The 19,894-nt window shown below is 60.5% G+C and carries 16 protein-coding genes and 1 pseudogene; 5 read left to right on the forward strand and 12 right to left on the reverse strand.

The features are described from left to right. Positions 1-97: 97 nt before the first annotated feature. Positions 98-1,840 carry a dihydrolipoyl dehydrogenase gene (gene lpdA / locus GOB90_RS02365; protein WP_146889281.1) on the forward strand — a complete coding sequence of 581 codons (1,743 nt, stop codon included), beginning with the start codon at positions 98-100 and terminating at the stop codon, positions 1,838-1,840. A 418-nt stretch (positions 1,841-2,258) separates the two neighbouring features. Then, positions 2,259-3,170 carry a L,D-transpeptidase gene (locus tag GOB90_RS02370; protein ID WP_373322084.1) on the forward strand — a complete coding sequence of 304 codons (912 nt, stop codon included), beginning with the start codon at positions 2,259-2,261 and terminating at the stop codon, positions 3,168-3,170. A 275-nt stretch (positions 3,171-3,445) separates the two neighbouring features. On the opposite strand, the gene GOB90_RS02375 is transcribed toward GOB90_RS02370, so the two are convergent. The 6 genes from GOB90_RS02375 to GOB90_RS02400 all read right to left on the reverse strand — a co-directional run bounded on the left by GOB90_RS02375 (position 3,446) and on the right by GOB90_RS02400 (position 12,528). Then, on the reverse strand, positions 3,446-5,704 hold the full coding sequence (locus GOB90_RS02375; RefSeq protein WP_242011738.1) for a beta-N-acetylhexosaminidase: 2,259 nt from the start codon (positions 5,702-5,704) through the stop codon (positions 3,446-3,448). After that, positions 5,701-6,468, reverse strand: a complete 768-nt coding sequence (locus GOB90_RS02380) for a copper homeostasis protein CutC (protein ID WP_146889275.1) — start codon at positions 6,466-6,468, stop codon at positions 5,701-5,703. The genes GOB90_RS02375 and GOB90_RS02380 overlap by 4 nt, the downstream gene beginning before the upstream one ends. Before the next feature lie 14 nt (positions 6,469-6,482). Then, on the reverse strand, positions 6,483-7,286 hold the full coding sequence (gene nagB / locus GOB90_RS02385; protein WP_146889272.1) for a glucosamine-6-phosphate deaminase: 804 nt from the start codon (positions 7,284-7,286) through the stop codon (positions 6,483-6,485). A gap of 4 nt (positions 7,287-7,290) precedes the next feature. Then, positions 7,291-8,598: a glucose/galactose MFS transporter gene (gene gluP, locus GOB90_RS02390; RefSeq protein WP_306309443.1), complete on the reverse strand. Its 1,308-nt coding sequence runs from the start codon at positions 8,596-8,598 to the stop codon at positions 7,291-7,293. A gap of 108 nt (positions 8,599-8,706) precedes the next feature. Next, the gene (locus GOB90_RS02395; RefSeq protein WP_146889268.1) at positions 8,707-11,160 is read right to left on the reverse strand and encodes a TonB-dependent receptor; all 2,454 of its coding nucleotides are present in this window, start codon (positions 11,158-11,160) and stop codon (positions 8,707-8,709) included. Between the two features lie 210 nt (positions 11,161-11,370). Next, on the reverse strand, positions 11,371-12,528 hold the full coding sequence (locus tag GOB90_RS02400; RefSeq protein WP_146889265.1) for an ROK family transcriptional regulator: 1,158 nt from the start codon (positions 12,526-12,528) through the stop codon (positions 11,371-11,373). 160 nt (positions 12,529-12,688) lie between these two features. Here GOB90_RS02400 and GOB90_RS02405 point away from each other — a divergent pair, with 160 nt between their 5' ends. The 3 genes from GOB90_RS02405 to GOB90_RS02415 all read left to right on the forward strand — a co-directional run bounded on the left by GOB90_RS02405 (position 12,689) and on the right by GOB90_RS02415 (position 16,172). Continuing rightward, complete coding sequence (locus GOB90_RS02405) at positions 12,689-13,669, forward strand: ROK family protein (protein WP_198912606.1); 981 nt, start codon at positions 12,689-12,691, stop codon at positions 13,667-13,669. Between the two features lie 226 nt (positions 13,670-13,895). Beyond that, a complete protein-coding gene (trxA, locus tag GOB90_RS02410; RefSeq protein ID WP_146889262.1) occupies positions 13,896-14,222 on the forward strand; it encodes a thioredoxin TrxA in 327 nt (108 codons plus the stop codon). 375 nt (positions 14,223-14,597) lie between these two features. After that, positions 14,598-16,172 (forward strand): 2-isopropylmalate synthase, encoded by a 1,575-nt coding sequence (locus GOB90_RS02415; RefSeq protein ID WP_146889259.1) that lies wholly within the window; start codon positions 14,598-14,600, stop codon positions 16,170-16,172. Between the two features lie 59 nt (positions 16,173-16,231). Here GOB90_RS02415 and GOB90_RS02420 read toward each other — a convergent pair whose 3' ends face one another. From GOB90_RS02420 to GOB90_RS02445, 6 genes and pseudogenes are all read right to left on the reverse strand, one after another. Beyond that, entirely contained in the window at positions 16,232-16,993 is a 762-nt protein-coding gene (locus GOB90_RS02420; RefSeq protein WP_146889256.1) for a GIN domain-containing protein, read from the reverse strand. Continuing rightward, a complete protein-coding gene (locus GOB90_RS02425) occupies positions 16,990-17,580 on the reverse strand; it encodes a DUF1700 domain-containing protein (RefSeq protein WP_146889253.1) in 591 nt (196 codons plus the stop codon). Before GOB90_RS02425 ends, GOB90_RS02420 begins: the two co-directional genes overlap by 4 nt. Then, positions 17,577-17,915, reverse strand: coding sequence for a PadR family transcriptional regulator (locus GOB90_RS02430; RefSeq protein WP_146889249.1), 339 nt, complete (start codon positions 17,913-17,915; stop codon positions 17,577-17,579). Before GOB90_RS02430 ends, GOB90_RS02425 begins: the two co-directional genes overlap by 4 nt. 347 nt (positions 17,916-18,262) lie before the next feature. Further along, entirely contained in the window at positions 18,263-18,865 is a 603-nt protein-coding gene (gene rdgB / locus GOB90_RS02435; RefSeq protein ID WP_146889246.1) for an RdgB/HAM1 family non-canonical purine NTP pyrophosphatase, read from the reverse strand. Then, positions 18,862-19,590 (reverse strand): ribonuclease PH, encoded by a 729-nt coding sequence (gene rph / locus GOB90_RS02440; RefSeq protein WP_146889312.1) that lies wholly within the window; start codon positions 19,588-19,590, stop codon positions 18,862-18,864. The genes rdgB and rph overlap by 4 nt, the downstream gene beginning before the upstream one ends. Before the next feature lie 203 nt (positions 19,591-19,793). Next, positions 19,794-19,894, reverse strand: a pseudogene (locus GOB90_RS02445) (IS5/IS1182 family transposase); the annotation flags it as partial.

Consider the following 19,894-nt stretch of genomic DNA (forward strand, 5'->3'; position numbering starts at 1 on the left):
GTGCTGCGGCTCCGGGATGCCGGGGCGCGAACCGGGCGGACGGCGCGGGGTGTGCGGCACCTGAGGCGTCGACCGGCTTCAATCGGGACGGGGAAATATGGCTATCGAGATCAAGGTTCCGACGCTGGGCGAGAGCGTGACGTCTGCGACTGTCGGCAAATGGCTGAAGCAGCCGGGCGATGCGGTTGCCGTGGACGATCCCATTGTCGAGCTTGAAACGGACAAGGTGAGCGTTGAGGTTCCGGCTCCGGCTGCCGGGGTGCTGGAAAGCCATGTCGTCAAAGAAGGCGATGAGGTTGATGTCGGCGCCGTGCTGGCGATGCTGGATGTGGGAGCGAAGGGCGGCAAGACGGCTTCCGCGCCGGCTCCGGCAGCGGCGAAAAAGACTGACGCGGCTCCTCCCGCGCCTGCCCCGGCGGCGAAACCGGCTGCTGTGTCTGAGGCGCCTTCCGAAACCGATTACGACATTGTGGTGATTGGCGCGGGGCCTGGTGGCTATATCTGTGCGATCCGGGCGGCCCAGCTTGGCTTTAAGGTGGCCTGTGTCGAGAAGCGGGCGACGCTGGGCGGCACCTGTTTGAATATTGGCTGCATTCCGTCCAAGGCACTGTTGCATTCGTCCGAGAATTTCCATGCGGCGGGGCATGAATTTGCCGTGCATGGCGTGGATATTGCCAGCGTGAAGCTCAATCTCGCACAGATGCAGAAGCGGAAGGCCGGGATTGTCGAGGCGAACGTCAAGGGCGTTGAATATCTCTTCAAGAAGAACGGCATCACCTGGCTGAAGGGTGAGGGTAAGGTTCAGGGCACGGGTCGTCTGACAGTTGCCGGAAAGCCTGTGACGGCGAAGCACATTGTCATCGCCTCGGGCAGTGACAGTGCCGGGCTGAAGGGTGTTGACGTTGACGAGAAGGTGATTGTCACCTCGACCGGGGCGCTGGAGCTTTCGGCTGTTCCGAAGCGGATGGTGGTGATCGGTGGGGGTGTGATCGGGCTTGAGCTGGGCAGCGTGTGGCATCGGCTTGGCGCCGAGGTGACGGTTGTCGAGTTCCTGGACCGGCTGGTTCCGGGCACCGATAACGAGGTTGAGGCTGCGTTCCGTAAGATTCTGGCGAAGCAGGGTTTGCAGCTGAAGCTGGGTCATAAGGTGACGAAAGCCGAGAAGACCGGCAAGGGCGTGACGCTGACGGTTGAGCCTTCCCAAGGCGGCGCGGCGGAAACGATTGAGGCGGATGTGGTGCTGCTGGCGATTGGCCGGACGGCGGCGAGCGAGGGGCTTGGGCTGGATGCGGCCGGCATTGCGCTCGACAAGCGGGGCCGGATCGAGGTTGACGAGCATTATGCGACGAATGTTCCCGGTATTTATGCCATCGGCGATGTGATTAAGGGACCGATGCTGGCGCATAAGGCTGAGGAAGAAGGCGTTGCGGTTGCGGAACTGCTGGCTGGTCAGGCTGGCCATGTGAACTACGATGCTATTCCGGGGGTGGTTTACACCTGGCCGGAGCTGGCGACGGTCGGATTCACGGAAGAGCAGCTGAAAGAGAAAGGTGTCTCTTACAAGGTTGGCAAGTTCCCGTTCATGGCCAACGGACGTGCCCGCGCGCTGGGGATGACGGATGGTTTCGTGAAGGTGATCGCGGATGCGGCGACGGACCGGGTACTGGGTGTTCATATCCTGGGTCCGGCCGCGGGCGAGCTGATCGCGGAATGCACCATGGCGATTGAGTTCGGTGCGTCATCCGAGGATATCGGGCGGGTTTGCCATGCGCATCCGACGCTGAGCGAGGCCGTGAAGGAAGCGGCGCTTGGTGTGAACGGGCTGTCGCTGAACATCTGAGCGTTTTTTACGGGGGCTGTTTAGTTTCCATTGTTCCGGAAGGCGTGCTGTCGGGGTTTCTCCTGATGGCGCGCCTTTCTTTTTTTGGGGGACAGTGCCGGGCCCTGCCCGGACCCGGCAGGAGCCGCAGACCCCTGCACCCGTTTTATGAACAAACCGGTTTCCAAAAGGCCCCGGCCTTTGGTGGGTTTCAGGGCGAAGCCCTGAGAAAAACAGTCACACTCAATCCGAAAAAGGCCTCTTTTTCCGGTATGTGCCGTAAATGGAGATGGTGTTTCGTGACAGGATTTACGGTTTCTGAATGTACATGATGTTGAGTGCATGAGAGGGTCGTCGTTTCATTTTATAAGAAATAATGTAAATCAGGGAACGGGTAATCCGGCCGTGTGAAGATGTGGGACAGAGTATGAACGGGCTGATGGCGGCTGTCGCCGCAACTGTACTGGTTTCGACAATCTGTTCTTCGCCGGCACTCTGTCAGGACAGTAAAGCTGTGTCTCCCGCGCCGCCTGAGGCTGGCGGGTCTCAGGCCGGTTCTCCGACGCCGGACTCCGGGGATGTGGCGCCGGTTGTCATTCCGCCATTGCCGTCTCTGGACGATGCAGCCGCGCGGGCCGAGGCCGGTCGTCTGGAGAAGGCGTTACAACATGACGTGCCACATCTTGTGCCGCTGACCATGGCGCAGCGTCTTCACTGGGTGCAGATGGCGCGCGATGCGGTCGATGCGGCCGGTTTCGCTATTGCGAGGGCTCAGGTTCTGGTTGTTGTGGACCGTAATCCGTCGGTTCAGAAACTGGCGTTGATTCTCGCGTTACCGGACTCACCGGACTGGCATGTGCTGGGGAGCGTGAAGGTTTCGACCGGCACGCGGGGGCGTAAATATTATTATGTGACGCCGACGGGGGTTTTTCCGAACACGACGGACCGGCTGGGTTATCGTGCCGAGGGCACGAAGAACGAGCATGGAATTCGCGGTATTGGCGCGAAGGGGATGCGGGTCTGGGATTTCGGGTGGCATAACGCGGAAAAGGGATGGCTTTCCGGGGGCGAAACCGGCGATATCCGGCTGGAAATGCATGCGACGGACCCGGATTTTCTTGAAAGCCGTCTCGGGCGTCCGGCTTCTGAGGGATGCGTGAGGATTCCGGCGAAGTTCAATGTTTTTCTGGATCATTACGGTCTGCTCGATGTCGAATATGAGCAGGCGGCGAGTTACGATGACCGGTTCAAAGCATTGTTGCCGAAGGACCGGGTGCCGTCGCCGATTGCAGGCGAGGCGCTGGTTGTTGTGGATTCCGGTCAGAAAAATGCGGGAACCGGACGGTCTTAGGGAGCCGGACTCTGTAGCTGGCCGGACGCTCCGGGGCTGATGTTTCCGGGCTGTTCGGGAGGGCTCGGGGTTCTGTAATAAATCCTGCCGGGGATTTGCGGCGGCGCGGCATGGGTTTGTTCAGTAAAGCGGCTGTCCGGGGGCCGGAGCGTTCGTCGGTTCCGACAGAATGTTACGATTGCAGAAATTTTCTTCGCTCCCCGGAAAACGTATGTATTTTCCGGGAAGTGTTCTCATTTGTCACTGAAACGATTGTTCAGTGTATTCCGCTCCGCTTATTGTGCGGCTGTGACGAGTGTGCGGATACCCGGCACAATGGCGATCAGCAGTCCTGATGGCGGCTGTTTGTTTGCATAGGACGCCACGGCTGAAGCGCAGTCCGCGAAGGTCTTTTCCTGTGCGGCGAGCTGTTGTTCGGCGTTCTGTCGCCATGTTTTGTGATGGTGACCGGGGTCCATGGCCTGAAGACCCAGCGTGGCGAGGGCGGAGAGCTGCTGTGAGACGGGACGCGCGGCCTCCAGCGCCGGTGTTGTCGCGATCTGCGCGTAGGCGCTGTCGTTGCCGGCATAACGCGTCAGGCGGGTGCGGAGGTCGGTCCCGACGCTGCGGTCTCCCGCGACATAGCGTTGTGCGAGACGATTGAAGGTTATCGCTTCGAAACTGTCGGGGGCCGCGACGGCGACCGGCGCGGACAGCATGGCATCGCCGGTGGGGGAGGCCAGCCGGTTGAGGGCATAATTACGGACCGGGCTGGTGACGGAGATGAGCAGGGCGACCGGTGCGGTGTTGGATGGCGCCATCTCGTCGATCATGCGGCGGTTGTTCGCGCCGGCCTGCAGGCCGGTTGTTTCCAGTTCCTGCTGAATGAGCGGCAGGCGGCGTTCCAGATCGTTGACATCCGTGACGGTTGCCGGTGACCAGAATCGTTCCGCGATTGCGGCGGCGCGGGGCCAGAAGCGTGCGTCGGCCATCTGGTCGGTGACGAGTTCGCTCCAGAGGGGAGCGTCGCCGCCCAGAACGAGCTTTTTCTGTGTGTCATCAAGCGGCGGGGCGTTCGGGTCGAGCGCGAAGGCGTCGGCCAGGGCGGGATTATGCTTTCTGGCGTGCGCGGCGTCTTCGGCGGAGAGGCCGACGGCCTTTACGTCGAGGGGGTCGATTTTATAATGGGTGGAGGACGGCGTCAGAAGATCCAGATAATAGCCGGAGGACACGACGACGGGGTGTCCGGCTTTTGTCGCGGAGCCGATCCATTTCGAGCCGCGCCAGGCTTCGACCACGACGTCTTTCGGGATCGGGGCTTCGCTGACTTCGTCCCAGCCCATCATGATCTTGCCCTGATGTGCGAGCACCTGTTCCACTTTTGCGGTGAAGGCGGCCTGCATGGCGGGGGCGTCGGCATAGCCGTGCTCCTTCATATAGGCTGCGATTTTCGGATTGGCGGTCCACTGCGCGGACACGACTTCATCGCCGCCGGAATGGAAATATTTATCGGGGAACAGGGCGCCCATTTCCGCGTACAGATCGCGGGCGAAGTTCAGAACGGCCGGGCTGGTCGGGTCGAGAGCGGCGTTATTGTAGTTAAAGACTTTCTTGCAGTTTGCTGTTGTTGTGTCGGCATCGCTGCTGATGGCGCAGCCCGGATTCTTCCACTGTTTTGTGAACGGGACGGGTTGCTGGGCCGCGAGTTCCGGATAGGCTTCAAGAACCGACAGTGTATGACCGGGAATATCGAATTCCGGGACGATCCGGATGCCGCGATCGGCGGCGTAGGCGATGATTTCGCGGACCTGGTTCTGCGTATAAAACTGGTGATGTCCGCCGGTTGTCTGGAGTTTCGGGAATCGTCTGCTTTCGACGCGGAACCCCGTGCCGTCGCTGAGATGCCAGTGCAGGACATTGAGTTTCGTCAGTTCCATGGCGTCGAGCTGACGTTTGACTGTTTCGACGGACATGAAGTGCCGGGAGACATCGAGCATCAGACCGCGCCAGGGGAAGCGCGGGCTGTCCGTGATGCGGGCAAAGGCGAGCTGTGGTCCGGTCGGGGTCTGCTGAATGAGCTGAAGCAGGGTTGCAAAACCGTGGATCACGCCGTCGGGGCCATCGGCGGTGAGGGTGATGCCGTCCGCGCCGACCGAGAGCGTATAGGCCTCTCTGGCCTGCACTGTCAGGGCGTCGGGATCTGCGCCGGCACGGACATGCACGGCGAGGACGGGACTCTGTCCGCTGGTTGTGGCCGGTGAGGGGTGGCCGGTGAGGGCGCTGGCGCGGCTGACCAGGCGGGTTGCGGCACGTTTCAGCAGCGGAGAGGGTGTGCTGTCCCAGAGAACCGTGAGGCCGCCGGAAAGGGACAGGCTTCCTGTGGCGAATTCCGCCGAGGCGGGCATCGGCATCAGGGCCGGTCCGGCGGGCGCGGCCTGTGTAATGACGGGAGGTGCGGCTGGCGTTGCGCATCCGGAAAGGCTGGCGGCGGTCAGCAGGGTTGCTGTTCCGAGCAGGGTGGTTCGCAGGCGGGAAAAAATGCGTCCGGTTTTCAATAGTTTTCTCCACTGGATGCAAAAGCGCCGATAGCGGCACGCAATGCACGCACGGCTGATTCGCTGGTTTCGGCGGGGCGTGCGCCGAAACCGAAAGGGTCGTTGTCTGGTTGGGCTGTTTCGGAGGATGTGTTGTCACGGCAGGAGGAATGCAGAGCATCCGCGCCGGTTTCTTTCAGCAGGGACGCGGCATTGCGTGCGGTGACGCCGCTTCCGGCCATGATGGTGATACGGCCTGAAGCTTTTTCGTGAAGGGTTCGCAATGTTGTGGCACCGGTTGCCGCTGTCCGGGCGCCCCCGGAGGTCAGGATACGTTCGAAACCGAGGGCGACGGCCTGTTCGAGCGCCTGTAACGGGTCGGGCGTGAGATCGAAGGCACGGTGGAGGGTGGCGTGGGAGAGGCCGCAGGTTTTTGCGTGGTCGAGAAGGCGGCGGAGGCAGTCTGTATCCAGTGCTCCGTCCGGACGGGAGGCGCCCAGGACCACGCCGCCGAGTCCGGCAGATCCGACGGCCTCGATATCGCGGTGCATCGTGTCTTCCTCGTCGGCGGAAAACACGAAATTTCCCGCGCGGGGGCGGATCATGACGAAAACCGGGACTGAGATCCGGGTGGCGGAGCGGAGCAGGCCAGCTGACGGGGTCAGGCCGCCGAGGCTGAGAGCGCCGCAGAGTTCGATCCGGTCGGCGCCGCCCGCGCGGGCGGCATGCAGGCCGGAGAGGCTGTCTACGCAGACTTCCAGCTCCGGTGCCGGTTTATGACGCATCGGGGGGACGTTCATCAGGTGTGGACAGGGTCCAGAAGCGCGACGAGTTCGGGATCGTGCTTCATCTGCCAGTCGGTGATGTCACGTTGTGTCAGGGCGGACGCGGCGGCTTCGTCGAGCACGAGGAGGCAGTGTGCATGAAGTTGCAGGGCCGAGCCCGGGACGAGGGCGCTGAGCGGGCCTTCCACGACGCGGGCGAGGATGCCGGCTTTGGCGGCGCCGGTGACGACGAGCAGGGTTTCGCGGGCCTCCAGGATTGTTCCGGTGCCCATGGTCAGGGCGCGGGCCGGGACCTTTTCGGGATTGCCGCCGAACATGCCGGCGTTCTGTTCGAGCGTTGCGCGATCGAGGGTGACGACCCGGGTGCGTGAGGTCAGGGCGGAGAGGGGTTCGTTAAAGCCGATATGGCCGTTTTCGCCGAGGCCCAGGAGCTGGAGGTCGATGCCGCCGCTGGCGGCGATGCTGGTGTCGTAGGCGTGGGCTTCGGCATCCGGGTCGGTAGCGGCGCCATCGGGCACGTGTGTTTTTGCGGGTGTGACATTCACATGATCGAAAAGATGCGTCTGCATGTAATAGCGATAGGACTGGTTATGCGTGCCTGGCAGGCCGACATATTCATCGAGATTGAAGGTGGTGACGCCGGCAAAATCGAGGTTGTTTTCGGCGTGGTCGCGGGCCAGCAGGCGGTAGATGGCTTCCATGGTCCGGCCGGTGGCGAGTCCGAGGACGGAGGCCGGGTTTTTTCTGATCTGGCGGGCGATGACGCGGGCGGCGACCGTGCGCGCGGCTGTGGCGTCGGGGCAGATAGCGAGTTTCATGGCTTCAGTCTCCGGCCGTGACGATGGCGGCTTTCGGAGGATGTCCGGCGGTTCGGAAACAGATGAGGAGCATCCAGGCTGCGATAAAGATGTATGACGGGATCGCCAGGCTCATGAAAGCTGCTTTCGTGCCGAGTGCCGGCACGAGATGGACGAAAAGCTGGGGAAGAACGGCCCCCCCGGAGAAGGCCATGACGAGGAGGGCCGTCGCCCGCGCGCCGTCGGTGCCGGCCTCGGCCAGCACGACGGGAAACAGTGCCGGCAGGATCATTGCGTTTGCAAATCCGAGCAGGGCGACGCAGAGGACGGGCGTGGTTCCGGATGTGATCATGGCCAGCAGGCAGATGGCGATGCCGGCGGTGCAGGAGAGCAGGAGGTAGCGTTCCTGTGTGAAGAAGCGCGGCACCACGATCATGCCGACTATGTATCCGGCCATCATGGAAGCCAGTGTCAGGGCTGTCAGATATTTCGTGACATCGAGAGACAGGCCGAGGGAGCGGCCGTAGAGACCGATGGCGTCTCCGGCCAGGACTTCCACGCCGACATAAAGGAACATGGCGAGTACGCCGGTGCCGAGCCAGAGGGGGTGGGCGCGTCGTGGTGCCGCCGCGCTGCTGGTGGAGGCGGCGCTTTCGAGGGAGATATCGGGCAGGGCGGAGCGGGCCACGAGGACGGCGAAGACGAGCAGGAGCAGGGCCATCATGGCGTATGGCGCGTGCACGGCGTGGGTGAAGCGGGTCAGGATGGCTTCACGTTCGGGGCCGGGAGGGGCGTCGCGGATACTGGCGGCGACTTCACCGACATGTGGCATGACGATGACGGCGAACAGCATCGGGGCGAGGATGCCCGCGAATTTGTTGGCGACGCCCATGATGGCGATACGCTGGGCGGCCCGGTCATGATCGCCGAGCAGGCTGACATAGGGATTGATTGTGATCTGGAGCAGGGAAAGTCCGGCGCCGATGACGGTCAGCCCGCTGAGGGCGCCGGCGTACAGGCGGGCATTGACGCATTCTCCGAACAGGGCAGTGCCGGCGGCCATGATGACCAGGGCCACGATCAGGCCGCGCCGGAGGCCGATGCGGCGGGAAAGCAGTGTGGCGGGCAGCGGGAAGATGAAGTAGGCGAGGTAGAAGCAGACGGGCACGAGAAAAGAGGCGACGTCGCTCAGGTTGAAGGCGACCTGCACGAAGGTAATGAGCGGGCCGTTGAGCCAGGTGACGAATCCGATACTGAAGAACAGCGCGGCCATGATGAAGATGGGGCGCCAGCCGTGCTGGCCGGCCGGGCTTGCGATCGGGAGCCGGAACAAGGCGTGCTTTTCCTTTCAGCAAATCCGGGTCGGGACGGTCGCTGCCTGCGCGGGACCGCTCTGACCCGGACTGTGTGACGTCATCCGGTTTGTCAACTCCGGCCCGGATCAGAAGCCGGTGGAGACCGAGACCATGGCGGCGAAGTTTCCGCCGACAAGATAGGTTGGAGCGCTGCCCGCGACGGCGACGCCGTTTGTCTGGATCTGGGTGTGGGCGTTGGAGGTATAGCTTGATCCGGAGAGGTAATGGTTATCGCCGATATTCATCAGGTTGAGCTGGATCTGCGGATGTCTGATGCGTCCGAAGGATTTCATACGATAGCCGAGTGTGACGTCGGATGTCAGATAGGCTGGCATTTTTTCGTCATCCATGAATGTGGTGTACTGCGTATCCACATAGCGGAGCTGGAAGTTTCCGAAGAATGTGCCGTCGTCATAGTTGAGGCCGATGGCGCCGGTGAATTTCGGTGATGCGACGGCGATCTTGCCGGCTGTAGGCAGCAGGCCCGTTCCTGTGTTGAAATTATTATCAAAGGTGGAATGCAGGAACTGACCAGAAAAATACGGGCTGAAGTGGTGCCAGCGGCGGAAACCGATTTCCGCCGAGACGCCGCGGGAGGTCTGGCCGCCGATATTGATCGGCGAAGCGACCATGAGATTTTCGCCGGGGATATAGCCTGTGGAGGTCACCTGGTGGTTAGTCATGTTGATATTAAACAGCGACATCGAGAAGTTATAGAACGAGCCCTGGCGCCGGTAGCCCAGTTCCTCGCCGATGGAGTATTCCGGCTTCAGACTTTGTGGCTGCTCGACGGCATGGGATGAGTTCGGATCGAAAATCTGGGAGTAAGCTTCGACGGATTCCGGCGCGCGGAAGGATGTCGTGCCGTTGATGAAGATCTGATCTTTCGGTGTGATCTGATAGCTGGCCGAGAACTGCGGCAGGGGTTCGAAATAGTTGCCCTGCATCTTGTAGGGATCGGCTCCCGGAACGAGGTTGGTGCCCTGGCGTGACACCATGGCGACGCGGAAGCCGGCGCTGAGAGTCAGTTTGTCATTCAGGAGTTTCTGTGTGTCGGCGATGAACAGGGTATTCACCTGCTGCATGAAACTCAGATCGTAGCCGGAAAGGATTTTTCCGTTGACCTTGATGCTGTTGGCTGACCATCCCTGACCGTTGGCATCGACCGGCAGGAAGTCGGACAGCTCCGTGTGGGTTGTGTAGGCGTACCACCAGCCGAACGAAAAGGTATTGGAGCGGGTGATGTTCCAGTCAGCGGAGACGTTGAGGCCGCCGGTTTTCTGATCCCATGGATCGCGTCCTACGGTCAGGATACTGCCATTGGTGACTGTTCCTGTTCCCGGGTTAAGCGTTCCGTACTGGGTTGTGCCGTAATAACCGCCGGATGCCGGGATGTTTTCGCCGCCCAGGGACGGGCCGAACTGATGGACGTAATACGGTGTGACGTGCAGCTTCAGGCGATCGGCGAGCGTAAAGTGCATTGGCAGGACGACAAGCTGGCTGTTTATGTTCGACTGGTTGAGTTTGTAATAGTTGGCGTCTCCGGTGGTAAATTTCGAATCGTAGGCGAAACCGAGGCCGTACTGGCTCCACTGTGCTTTGGTGGGTTCGCGCCATGAGGTCGACTGTTGACGGTTATAGGAGAAGATCGCTGAAATACTGTTGCCGTCCCCCCATTCTTTCACGAATTTTGAGTCGACATGGTAGCGCATCATGCCGCCGGGGCCGCGAAAGTTATTATAGCCGGTATGTGAGAAGGAGACGAACCCGCGTATGCCGGAATTTCCGATATCTCCTGTTTCCAGACGGATGAATTCTTTGTTGGCGCTGTGAGTGCCGCCTCCGACATCGAGAAAGCCGCCCATTTTATGAGCGGGGTTCATCTCGGTCGCGGTAATCTGACCGCCGACGGCGTTATAGAACGGGGCGTTCAGATCCGGCGCTCCCTGCGATACGGTGACGGACCCCAGATTTTCTGAGTCGACCAGCATCGAGGTGTAGGGTTCGTAGTTGATCGGGTCGGCCAGCGGGGCGCCTTCGAACAGATAACCGATCTGGGTTTCGTTCATACCACGCATGGAGATATGGTCGCCCGTCATGCCAAACGGGTCCTGGCTTGAAAACGTTACGCCCGGCAGTTCCGCGACCAGGGACGAGATATTGGCAGTTGGCGACTGTTTGGCGATGTAATCGCGCGTGATGCCGCTCTGTGATCGTGGCGCGGTCTGTGCCGGCATGAGGCCGCCACCGGGTGTATGGTTGGTGATGCCGGTTGCCGAGATGGAATGACCGGTAACGGAAACTTCTTCCGGCGCGCTCGTAAACTGGCCGAGAACGGAAGAGGATAATCCGGAAGCCGACGCGGAGCGGGGCGCGGCTGTTTTGCCCGTTTTCGGTGTTGCGGCGTGTTTGCTGGCATGTCGCGCGGTGGCGGGTGTTCCGGCGGTTGTGGTACTGTCGGCGCGGGCTTCGGTGTGCAGTGCCTGCAGGCCGATGAGGATACTACAGGAAACTGAAATCTGGCGGATGGATATACGCATTATATCAATTCCTCTGGCAGGCCATGATCCGCGGGGGCATGCTGTTATTGCGTTATGGCAATTAGAATGACCGGATTTCATTTGTATGCAATAGTTACGAAAACGTAGCTATTTAATTTACAAGGTGAACAAACATTTTTCAGGAGTGGCCGCGATATTGTTGCGGAAAGGACACAAATTTATTGCGGTGGCAGCACTGCGGATCTTTTGTCAGCCGGCTTCCGGTCCGAAGATGAAATAGTGCGCTGCCAGGCTGGCCGCGCCTCCGGCGAAGCTTTCCGCGGCGAAATCCCTGAAATGGATCATCGTTCTGACGCCGGCCCGATGCAGGATGTGCGTTTCGGCTTCCTTGAGAAGCGCGTGGCCGAACACGCTGTCATGCAGGACGCTGTCGAGCATGACGACCACGTGGCTCGGGTCGAGCATCTGGATCAGCTGGGCGGTAGCAAGGCCCATTGCCGAGCCAGCCTGATGGAGGATTGCGAGCGGCTCCGGCTGGCCTTTTGCGGCCAGAGCGGTCAGGGTGGAAATATCGGTGGGCTGACCGGCGCGATGCGCGGCGTTGCTGATGGCCAGCAGGGACGCGACGGTTTCCAGGCACCCCTTGTTGCCGCAGCGGCAGGGCAGGGCACCGAATCCTTCAAGCGCCACGGGGGCGTGGGAGAGTTCGCCGGCACCCCCGAAATGGCCACGGAGCAGGCGGCCGTTGACGATATGCGCGCAGCCGATGCCGTGGCTGACGAACACCATGCTGAAGTCCGGGCTGCCCCGGAGGGTGCCGAACAGCTGCTCTCCGAGGATAAGCGCGTTGGCGTCGTTTTCGACCCAGGTTGGCAGTCCGGTGCGTTCGGCCAGAGCCGTGCCGATATTCACGTTGCGCCAGCCAAGGGCTGTGCAGGTGACGCAGGTGTGGCGGTCGTGTGAGACGAAGCCCGGAAGGGCGATGCCGATTCCGGAGAGGCGTTCCGCCGCGTCTCCGGCTTCTTCCCTGAGTTGCAGAATACCGTCGGCGAGGCTCCTGATGGCCTGTTCGGGATCGGACAGTCGCGGGATTTCGACGCGGGCGTGGACGGTGCCGTGCAGGTCGGTGAGGAGCAGGACGGCCGGGTCCTGCTGAAGCGAGATTCCGATGAAACTTGCCGCGTCCGCGCGGACGGCGAGTGAAACGGAGGGCCGGCCGACGCCGAAAATCAGTTCCTGCTCGCAGAGAATGTTTTGCGCCAGGAGGTCGCGGACCAGCCCGGAGATGGTGGCTTTGCTGAGGCCCAGGAGTGTTGCCAGTTCGGTGCGGCTTCTGGAGCCTTCCCTGCTGATCGCGCTCAGGATCTGGCGATGGCCGGCTGACAGCGTGGAGGGCCGTGGCTGCATCGTGCGTTCCTGACTGACGGTTCCGAAGGGATTGGTATCTTTCTGGCCGACTTATTTCAGCGGGTAAACCATAAGACCGTCAATATCACTATTATATTTACAAATCAGAAGCTGACCGGTAACCGGGGAGCCATGAGGATGTTGATGTGCGGATGATGGCATGGCGATCTGTCGCGTCAGTGGTCCGGCTTTCAGTATCCGGATCGAGATGGAAGCGGGCATGATTCTCTGTGCGGATATTGGCGGTTCGTTTATCGATTTTGCTGTGATGTCCGCGGACGGTGAGATGACGCACCGGCAGGCTTTGCCGACACCGGTCGGCGACCTCGATGCTTTTACGGAAAATCTGGCGTCTCTTTGTGCATCCTGGCCGGGTGTACCATTACATATCGCGATTGCGGGTGTGGAAGACCCGGCGACCGGGATTGTGAATGCAGCGAATATTCCCTGTCTTGCGACTGTGCATCTGGCGGAATTATTGCGGATTCGGACCGGACATCCTGTTCTGATTGCCAACGATGCGGACTGTTTCGCGCTTGCGGAGGCGCGTTTTGGCGTGGCGCGGGGTCATGCCAATGTTTTCGGGATTATTCTCGGCACCGGCGTTGGCGGCGGGCATGTCATTGACGGACGTATTGTGCAGGGGTTGGGGGGTGTGACGGGGGAGTGGGGGCACGGACCCTTTATTATTCCGCCGCCCGGCGGGACGGATCTGTCCGCTTTTATTCCTTCTTTCCGGTGTGGGTGCGGTCAGATCGGTTGTCTGGACACGATTGCCGGCGCGCGCGCGCTGGAGCGTCTGCATGTGTGGGCGGGGGGCGAGGCGTCCGACAGTCGTTCCATTCTGTCCGCCTGGGAGCGGGGTGAGGCGCGGGCGGTTCGCACGATGACGTTTTATCTGCATTATCTGAGTGCGGCTCTGGCACTTGTTGTGAATGTGACGGGGTGCAGCATTATTCCGGTTGGGGGTGGTCTGGGTAATTCCGCCGCGCTGGTCGCGGCGGCCGACCGGGCGGTACGTCAGAGAATTCTTGTGAAAGATTCAGGTGTTCTTGTGAGGCAGGCTGTTCTGTCCCGGGATGCCGGACTTCTGGGCGCGGCCTGTCTTGAGCCTGTGTATGATCGGGTTATGTGCCGGTAACGGCCGGCGGCCCTGTGCGGGCTTTGGCCGAACCCGGCAGGAGCCACAGATCCCGGCACTCCGGATCCGCTGATAAATCAGCAAACCGGTTTCCGGAGGCTGCCGGCCTGCTGGCGGGTCAGAGGGCAAAGCCCTCAGAAGGGCGGCCATTCTTAATGCCGGGAGGGGGTTGACCCCGGACGATCCCGGACCAACTGTTCAGGCACACAAGATCGGGAAGACTATCATGAGTGAAAACACTGTTGCCGTCAGCGACACCACCTTTGACACTGATGTTCTCAAATCCGCTGAGCCGGTTCTGGTCGATTTCTGGGCGGAGTGGTGCGGCCCGTGCAAGATGATCGCTCCGGCGCTCGAAGAGATTGGCGCGGAGTTTAAGGGCAAGCTCAAGGTGGCCAAAGTGAATATCGACGAGAATCCGCAGACGCCGACCAGCTTTGGTGTTCGTGGCATTCCGACACTGATCCTTTTCAAGGATGGCAAGCCCGTGGAAACGAAGATCGGTGCGATGCCCAAGAGCCAGCTTAAGGCATGGGTGCAGGGCCTCGTCTGATCTGTTTGTCATTTTTGCCCGTTCCGGGCGGGGAGTTCAGGCTCTCTGTCCGGAGCGGCTGGCTGATCGTGGTCTGAGTGTTCAGATCATTCTGACAGTGGTTGCATTTGCGTCGTAACCCGCTTAATAATTGTCTTATGACTGATGGTCGCGCCCTTTCTGAGTCGATGCCGCGCTTTTGCGCGCCGATGATGCGCGGCCTGTCTCTGCCTCTTCTATCGCAGCTTTCCCTTCGACTTATCCGCCCCTGAGCGAGCAGTCCGGCGCGATGTCGGCACGCTTAGGGGACAGTGGTAAAATGTTTTTCGTGCCAGCCATGGCCGGAATCAGGGAGCGGGCTGTCAGCGTCCGCACAGACAGAGATTTGAGGCTTCTATGACGACCTTCGACCATCCTTCCTTCGGGCGCATTACTGACGACCGGGTCTTTATTTTCGATACAACGCTGCGCGACGGAGAGCAGTCTCCTGGCTTTTCGATGAATCTTGAAGAGAAGCTGCGTATGGCGGAAGCCCTGGCGGATCTTGGCGCAGATGTGATCGAAGCTGGTTTTCCGGTGGCTTCTAAAGGTGATTTCGAATCTGTCGCGGAGATTGCCCGCGTTGTTCGGGGTTCGGTTGTCTGTGCGCTGGCCCGTTCGGGTGGTAAAAACGATATTACGGTGGCCGGGCAGGCGATTGCGCATGCCGAACGTGGCCGGATTCATCACTTTATTTCGACGTCTCCGCTGCACATGAAATATAAGCTGCGGATGGAGCCGGAAACGGTTCTGGATATTATCACGACCGGCAATAAAGCAGCCCGTAATCTGACGGATGATGTTGAATGGTCCGCTGAGGATGGCTCCCGGACTGAGCCTGATTTTCTGTGTCGCTGTGTCGAGGCGGCGATTGCGGCGGGTGCGACGACGATCAACATTCCCGATACGGTCGGGTATGCGACGCCGGAGGACATGGAGCGTATTTTCTCCATGCTGAAGAACCGGGTGCCCGGCGCTGACAGCGTTATTTTTTCCGCGCATAATCATAATGATCTGGGTCTCGGTGTTGCGAACACGCTTGCCTCGCTGCGTGGGGGCGCGCGTCAGATCGAATGCACGATCAACGGCATTGGCGAGCGTGCCGGTAATGCGGCGCTCGAAGAGATCATCATGGTGCTGCGCACGCGGCATGACCAGTATCCGTTCACCAACCGGATCCAGACTGAAAAACTGCTGAAACTGTCACGGATGCTCTCCACGACGACGGGTTTTGACGTGCAGCCGAACAAGGCGATTGTCGGTCGCAATGCCTTCGCTCATGAGAGCGGTATTCATCAGGATGGCGTGCTGAAAAATGCCGCGACGTATGAGATTATGACGCCGGAGAGTGTGGGCTGGTCGAAATCTTCTCTGGTTCTGGGCAAACATTCCGGTCGTGCCGCGTTCCGCGACAAGCTGGCGGCGCTGGGGTATACGCTCGGTGACAATCAGCTGAACGATGCTTTTGCGCGCTTCAAGGATCTCGCGGACCGGAAGAAGGTGGTTTACGACGACGACATTGTTGCGCTGGTTGACGATGAAGTGCGCGATCACCAGCGTATCCGTTTTCTGTCGCTTGATGTCTGCGCCGGCTCTCGTCGCCCGGCTGAAGCCACGCTTGAACTGGAGCTCGACGGTGAGCTGGTGGAAGCGACGGCGACGGGCAACGGGCCGGTCGATGCCGCGTTTAACGCGATCCGGAGCGCCTGCCCTCATACGGCCCGTCTGGCGCTTTATTCAGTTGGAGCCGTGACCGAGGGAACCGATGCGCAGGCCCGCACGACGGTTCGTCTGGAAGAGGACGGAAAACTGGTTGACGGGCAGGGGGCGGATGCGGACACGGTCGTTTCCGCCGTGCGTGCGTATGTTCATGCTCTGAACAAGCTGCTGGTCAAGCGGGCTCGTACGGAGCCGGAGGCCCTTCCGGCCTGATTGCGGCGGGGGGAGAGTGGTGCGCAGATCCGGCAGAGTGTCTGCCGGATCTGCGCTTTTCAGAACGAAACACCGTCGTCATCCGTATCTTTGCTGGTTTCGTCGCTACGTTCCGGGGACACGGATACGGAGCCGAGACCCGTAATATGCTTTTCCAGCGTATGCGGGGTGCGGGTCAGTGTGACGGATCCGACGCCGGAGATCGAAATACTGGCCCGGTCTGTCGGGCCGGCTTTGACCGATCCCGCTCCGGCAATGCTGATATCCGCATCTTTTATGGCCATAGCGGAAAGATTCATACTGCTGGCTCCTGCCGATGAGAGAGTGACCTTGTCCGCGTGGCCGCTGCCGTCGATGCTGGCGGCGCCGCTGACGGAGAGTTTCAGTTCAGGGAGTGCGATATTGTTCAGCTGCGCGGAGGCGGCTGAACTGATGGTCAGGTCGCTGAGCGCCGGCGCTGTAATGTGCAGCACGATCCCGTTGTGATGACGGGAACGCCATCGCCAGGGATGTTTATCGTCGCTGATGATATTGTTCGAGAGAGTGATCGTGCTGATGCGGTCCTGTGGCCCCTCCGCAGTAATTCTTGCGGCTGGTCCCTGTGTGTAAATGACCTCTGCGGGTAATGAGATTTCGATCCGGCTTCCGCCGTTCCAGGGCAGATCGCGTGTCACTCGGGGGGAACGATCCCGCCTGTCGTCCGCGTCGGAGAAATCGAAATGGCTGGTCACGGAGACGGGGCCGAGGGCGTGCATGACGGAAAAGCAGCCGATTGAAAGAACAGCGCCGCCCGCAGCGGCGATAACAAGTCCGCGAATCATGATGATACTCCGCCAGACAGGGGTGAACCGGGGGAAATCAGACGAAAATGGGCTCTGGCATAGCGTGAAATCAGGTTGGTCAGTCCGATCAGGAACAGGGCGCAGAAGGCGCTTCCCGATATGCCTGCGCCGAGAGTTCCAAGGCTGAGAAGGACATTTTGCAGCCAGGTGCCATCCGACAAAGGCAGGATGTTCAGAAGGGCCAGGGGCAGTCCGATCAGGCCGATGAGATCGGTGCAGAGGGCGATCAGCGCGAGACAGAAGACGATCACCAGAACGATAATCAGTACGGGCGCCACGATCAGCACGTCGAGGGCGACCAGTCCGAGCAGGCCAAGGATGGCGCCAAGGGCAGCCGCCATGCTGCGTTCATCCTCCCAGCGGCGGATCCCGGCTTCCGCGCGGAGTTCCCGGGCCAGGCGGGCCGGGTCGCCGAGATGTCTGGCGATATCGGCATCGCTGCGTCCGGCTTTGCGCCCCTCATCGAAATGTCCTTCATAATCCTGAAGAATATCGCTGACCGTATCTGCCGGCATGCCGCGCAGCCCTGTGGCGAGGCGGCGCATGAAGTCCTCTTTTTCGTTCATGATGTTCCATCCTGGCCGGCATCCAGCACGGCGTTTACGGCGCGGGTAAATCCGGTCCAGGCGGCTTTCTGGCGTGAGAGATTCTGCCGCCCTTCTTCGGTGAGGCGATAATATTTTCTCGGAGGACCGGACGGGGATTCCACGAGATATGTGACCACGACCTTTTCCTTCTGCATCCGTCGCATCAGCGGATAGATCGTGCCTTCTCCCATATCGATTGCGTCCGCCAGGCGGTTTGCGATTTCGTATCCATAGGCATCGGCGTGTTCGAGAAGTGCGAGAACGCACAGTTCGAGCACGCCTTTTCTGAACTGGACGAGATTTGGCTCCGCCACGCGGACACCTCCTGTGCTGGTTCAAGGCAGGAACCTTGCAATGACAGATAGCATGCGTTGCATGATTCTGTGCAACAGTTTTCTGATGCCGGCGGATGAATCCGGGCCGATTGCGTTGGGTGGCTGATTTTTCCGGGGCGTTTGCTCTCCAGCAGAGCGGGTACCGGTGTTGATCTGTGGAAAAATCAGGTCATCAGCAGTTTAAAGCGAACCGAGTCGGGGGTTTTATTATTCTGGTATCCGGTGGGGGATGGGCCTGACGGGTTCGTTCCGGCGGATGGTAAGTCCCGGAAGTTTACGACCAGCCTGAGTTCTTCAGGCTGGTTTCTCTCATGGCGAAAATTCGCTCAGTTCAGGCAGGCGGCGCGGAAGGTCTCGAAGGCGCGTGCGCGGTGGCTGATCCGGTTCTTTTCCGCATCGGACATTTCGGCAAAGGTCCTCGTTTCGCCAGCAGGGATGAAGACCGGGTCATAGCCGTGCCCTTCATTGCCGCGGGGTGTCGGAGCGATGGTGCCGTCGATCCGGCCTTCGAAGCAGTGGGCGGTGCCGTCCGGAAAGGCGAGGCATAAGACGCAGATGAACCAGGCGTCCCGGCTGCCTGATCCGATTCCGGTTTCGATCCGCTGCATTGCGTCCGCGAAATCCTTCTCCGGCCCGGCCCAGCGGGCGGAGTAAATCCCTGGCGCGCCGTCCAGCGCCGCGACGCACAGGCCGGAATCATCCGACAGTGCCGGCAGGTTTGCCGCTTTTGCCGCCGCGAGCGCCTTGAGTTCCGCGTTGCCGGAAAATGTTGTGGCTGTTTCGTCAGGTTCCGGCAGGCCGAGTTCTCCGGCGGAGATGACCGTGATGCCGTAGCCGTTCAGCAGCGTGGAAAATTCGGCCAGTTTGCCTTTATTGTGGCTGGCGAGAACAAGCCGGGAGTCCCTGGCGAGGGGTAATGCTGTGCTCATGCTGCCTCCGTCGTGCCGATGGCTTCGTTCTGGGCTGTGAACAGTTTCTGGACGCCGTGTTTTGCCAGACCGAGCAATGTGAAAAATTCGTTTTCGGAGAAGGGTTTTTCTTCCGCTGTTCCCTGGATCTCGACGATTCCGCCATTGGCGGTCAGAATGAAATTCGTGTCGGCCGAGGCTGCGCTGTCCTCGGCATAATCGAGATCGAGCACAGCGCCGTTCGCCGTCAGCCCGCATGAGACGGCGGCGACCTGTCCAGTCAGGGGAATGGTTTTCAGCACACGCCCGTGGTGTAATTTTCCGAGTGCGAGCCGCAATGCGACCCATGCGCCGGTGACAGATGCGCAGCGCGTGCCGCCATCCGCATTGAGGACGTCACAATCAAGCGTGATGCTCATTTCGCCGAGGGCTTTCAGGTCCGTCACCGCGCGCAGGGATCGTCCGATAAGCCGCTGGATTTCCTGGGTGCGGCCCGACTGTTTTCCCTTCGCGGCCTCGCGGCTGCCCCGGTTGTGGGTGGCGCGGGGCAGCATGCCGTATTCCGCTGTGATCCAGCCCGTTCCCTTGCCTTTCAGAAACGGAGGCACCCGCTGTTCCACGCTGGCGACGCAGAGGACTTCCGTGCCGCCGATCCGGATCAGGGCCGATCCTTCGGCGTGGCGGGCAAAGCCGGTTTCTATACTGACGGCGCGCATGGCATCATGAGCGCGACCTGAAGGACGCATGTGCGAAATCCCTGATCCGGAGAGAGGCGTGAGGGTTCGCACGCCGGGTTTTGCCCGGATCCATAGCCCGCCGGACTGACTCTGACCACCCTTGCCTCTTGCCATGCGAGGCACTCATCCCCAGAGTCAGGATTGTGGGGTCACGGACAGCCAGGAGGCCAGGAAAATCACCGGCAGTAAGGAAAAATCGCTCAGAGCCTGAATCAGAAAGCGGTTTGATTGATTTTTCGCAGAACTCTGCGGATATGGGCAATCATCAACCATGCGCAGGATGACGAGATTGTTGTCTCGACATCCTTCGTGA

Source organism: Acetobacter oeni (assembly GCF_011516825.1).
GTDB lineage: Bacteria > Pseudomonadota > Alphaproteobacteria > Acetobacterales > Acetobacteraceae > Acetobacter > Acetobacter oeni.

What these genes read in the sequence shown, in the direction of transcription:
- GOB90_RS02405 (WP_198912606.1), top strand. Translation starts at nt 12,689, where the DNA reads ATGGCGATCTGTCGCGTCAGTGGTCCGGCTTTCAGTATCCGGATCGAG.
- GOB90_RS02415 (WP_146889259.1), top strand. Translation starts at nt 14,598, where the DNA reads ATGACGACCTTCGACCATCCTTCCTTCGGGCGCATTACTGACGACCGG.
- rdgB (WP_146889246.1), bottom strand. Translation starts at nt 18,865, where the DNA reads ATGAGCACAGCATTACCCCTCGCCAGGGACTCCCGGCTTGTTCTCGCC.
- nagB (WP_146889272.1), bottom strand. Translation starts at nt 7,286, where the DNA reads ATGAAACTCGCTATCTGCCCCGACGCCACAGCCGCGCGCACGGTCGCC.
- GOB90_RS02420 (WP_146889256.1), bottom strand. Translation starts at nt 16,993, where the DNA reads ATGATTCGCGGACTTGTTATCGCCGCTGCGGGCGGCGCTGTTCTTTCA.
- trxA (WP_146889262.1), top strand. Translation starts at nt 13,896, where the DNA reads ATGAGTGAAAACACTGTTGCCGTCAGCGACACCACCTTTGACACTGAT.
- GOB90_RS02425 (WP_146889253.1), bottom strand. Translation starts at nt 17,580, where the DNA reads ATGAACGAAAAAGAGGACTTCATGCGCCGCCTCGCCACAGGGCTGCGC.
- rph (WP_146889312.1), bottom strand. Translation starts at nt 19,590, where the DNA reads ATGCGTCCTTCAGGTCGCGCTCATGATGCCATGCGCGCCGTCAGTATA.
- GOB90_RS02380 (WP_146889275.1), bottom strand. Translation starts at nt 6,468, where the DNA reads ATGCGTCATAAACCGGCACCGGAGCTGGAAGTCTGCGTAGACAGCCTC.
- GOB90_RS02370 (WP_373322084.1), top strand. Translation starts at nt 2,259, where the DNA reads ATGGCGGCTGTCGCCGCAACTGTACTGGTTTCGACAATCTGTTCTTCG.
- lpdA (WP_146889281.1), top strand. Translation starts at nt 98, where the DNA reads ATGGCTATCGAGATCAAGGTTCCGACGCTGGGCGAGAGCGTGACGTCT.
- GOB90_RS02400 (WP_146889265.1), bottom strand. Translation starts at nt 12,528, where the DNA reads ATGCAGCCACGGCCCTCCACGCTGTCAGCCGGCCATCGCCAGATCCTG.
- GOB90_RS02395 (WP_146889268.1), bottom strand. Translation starts at nt 11,160, where the DNA reads ATGCGTATATCCATCCGCCAGATTTCAGTTTCCTGTAGTATCCTCATC.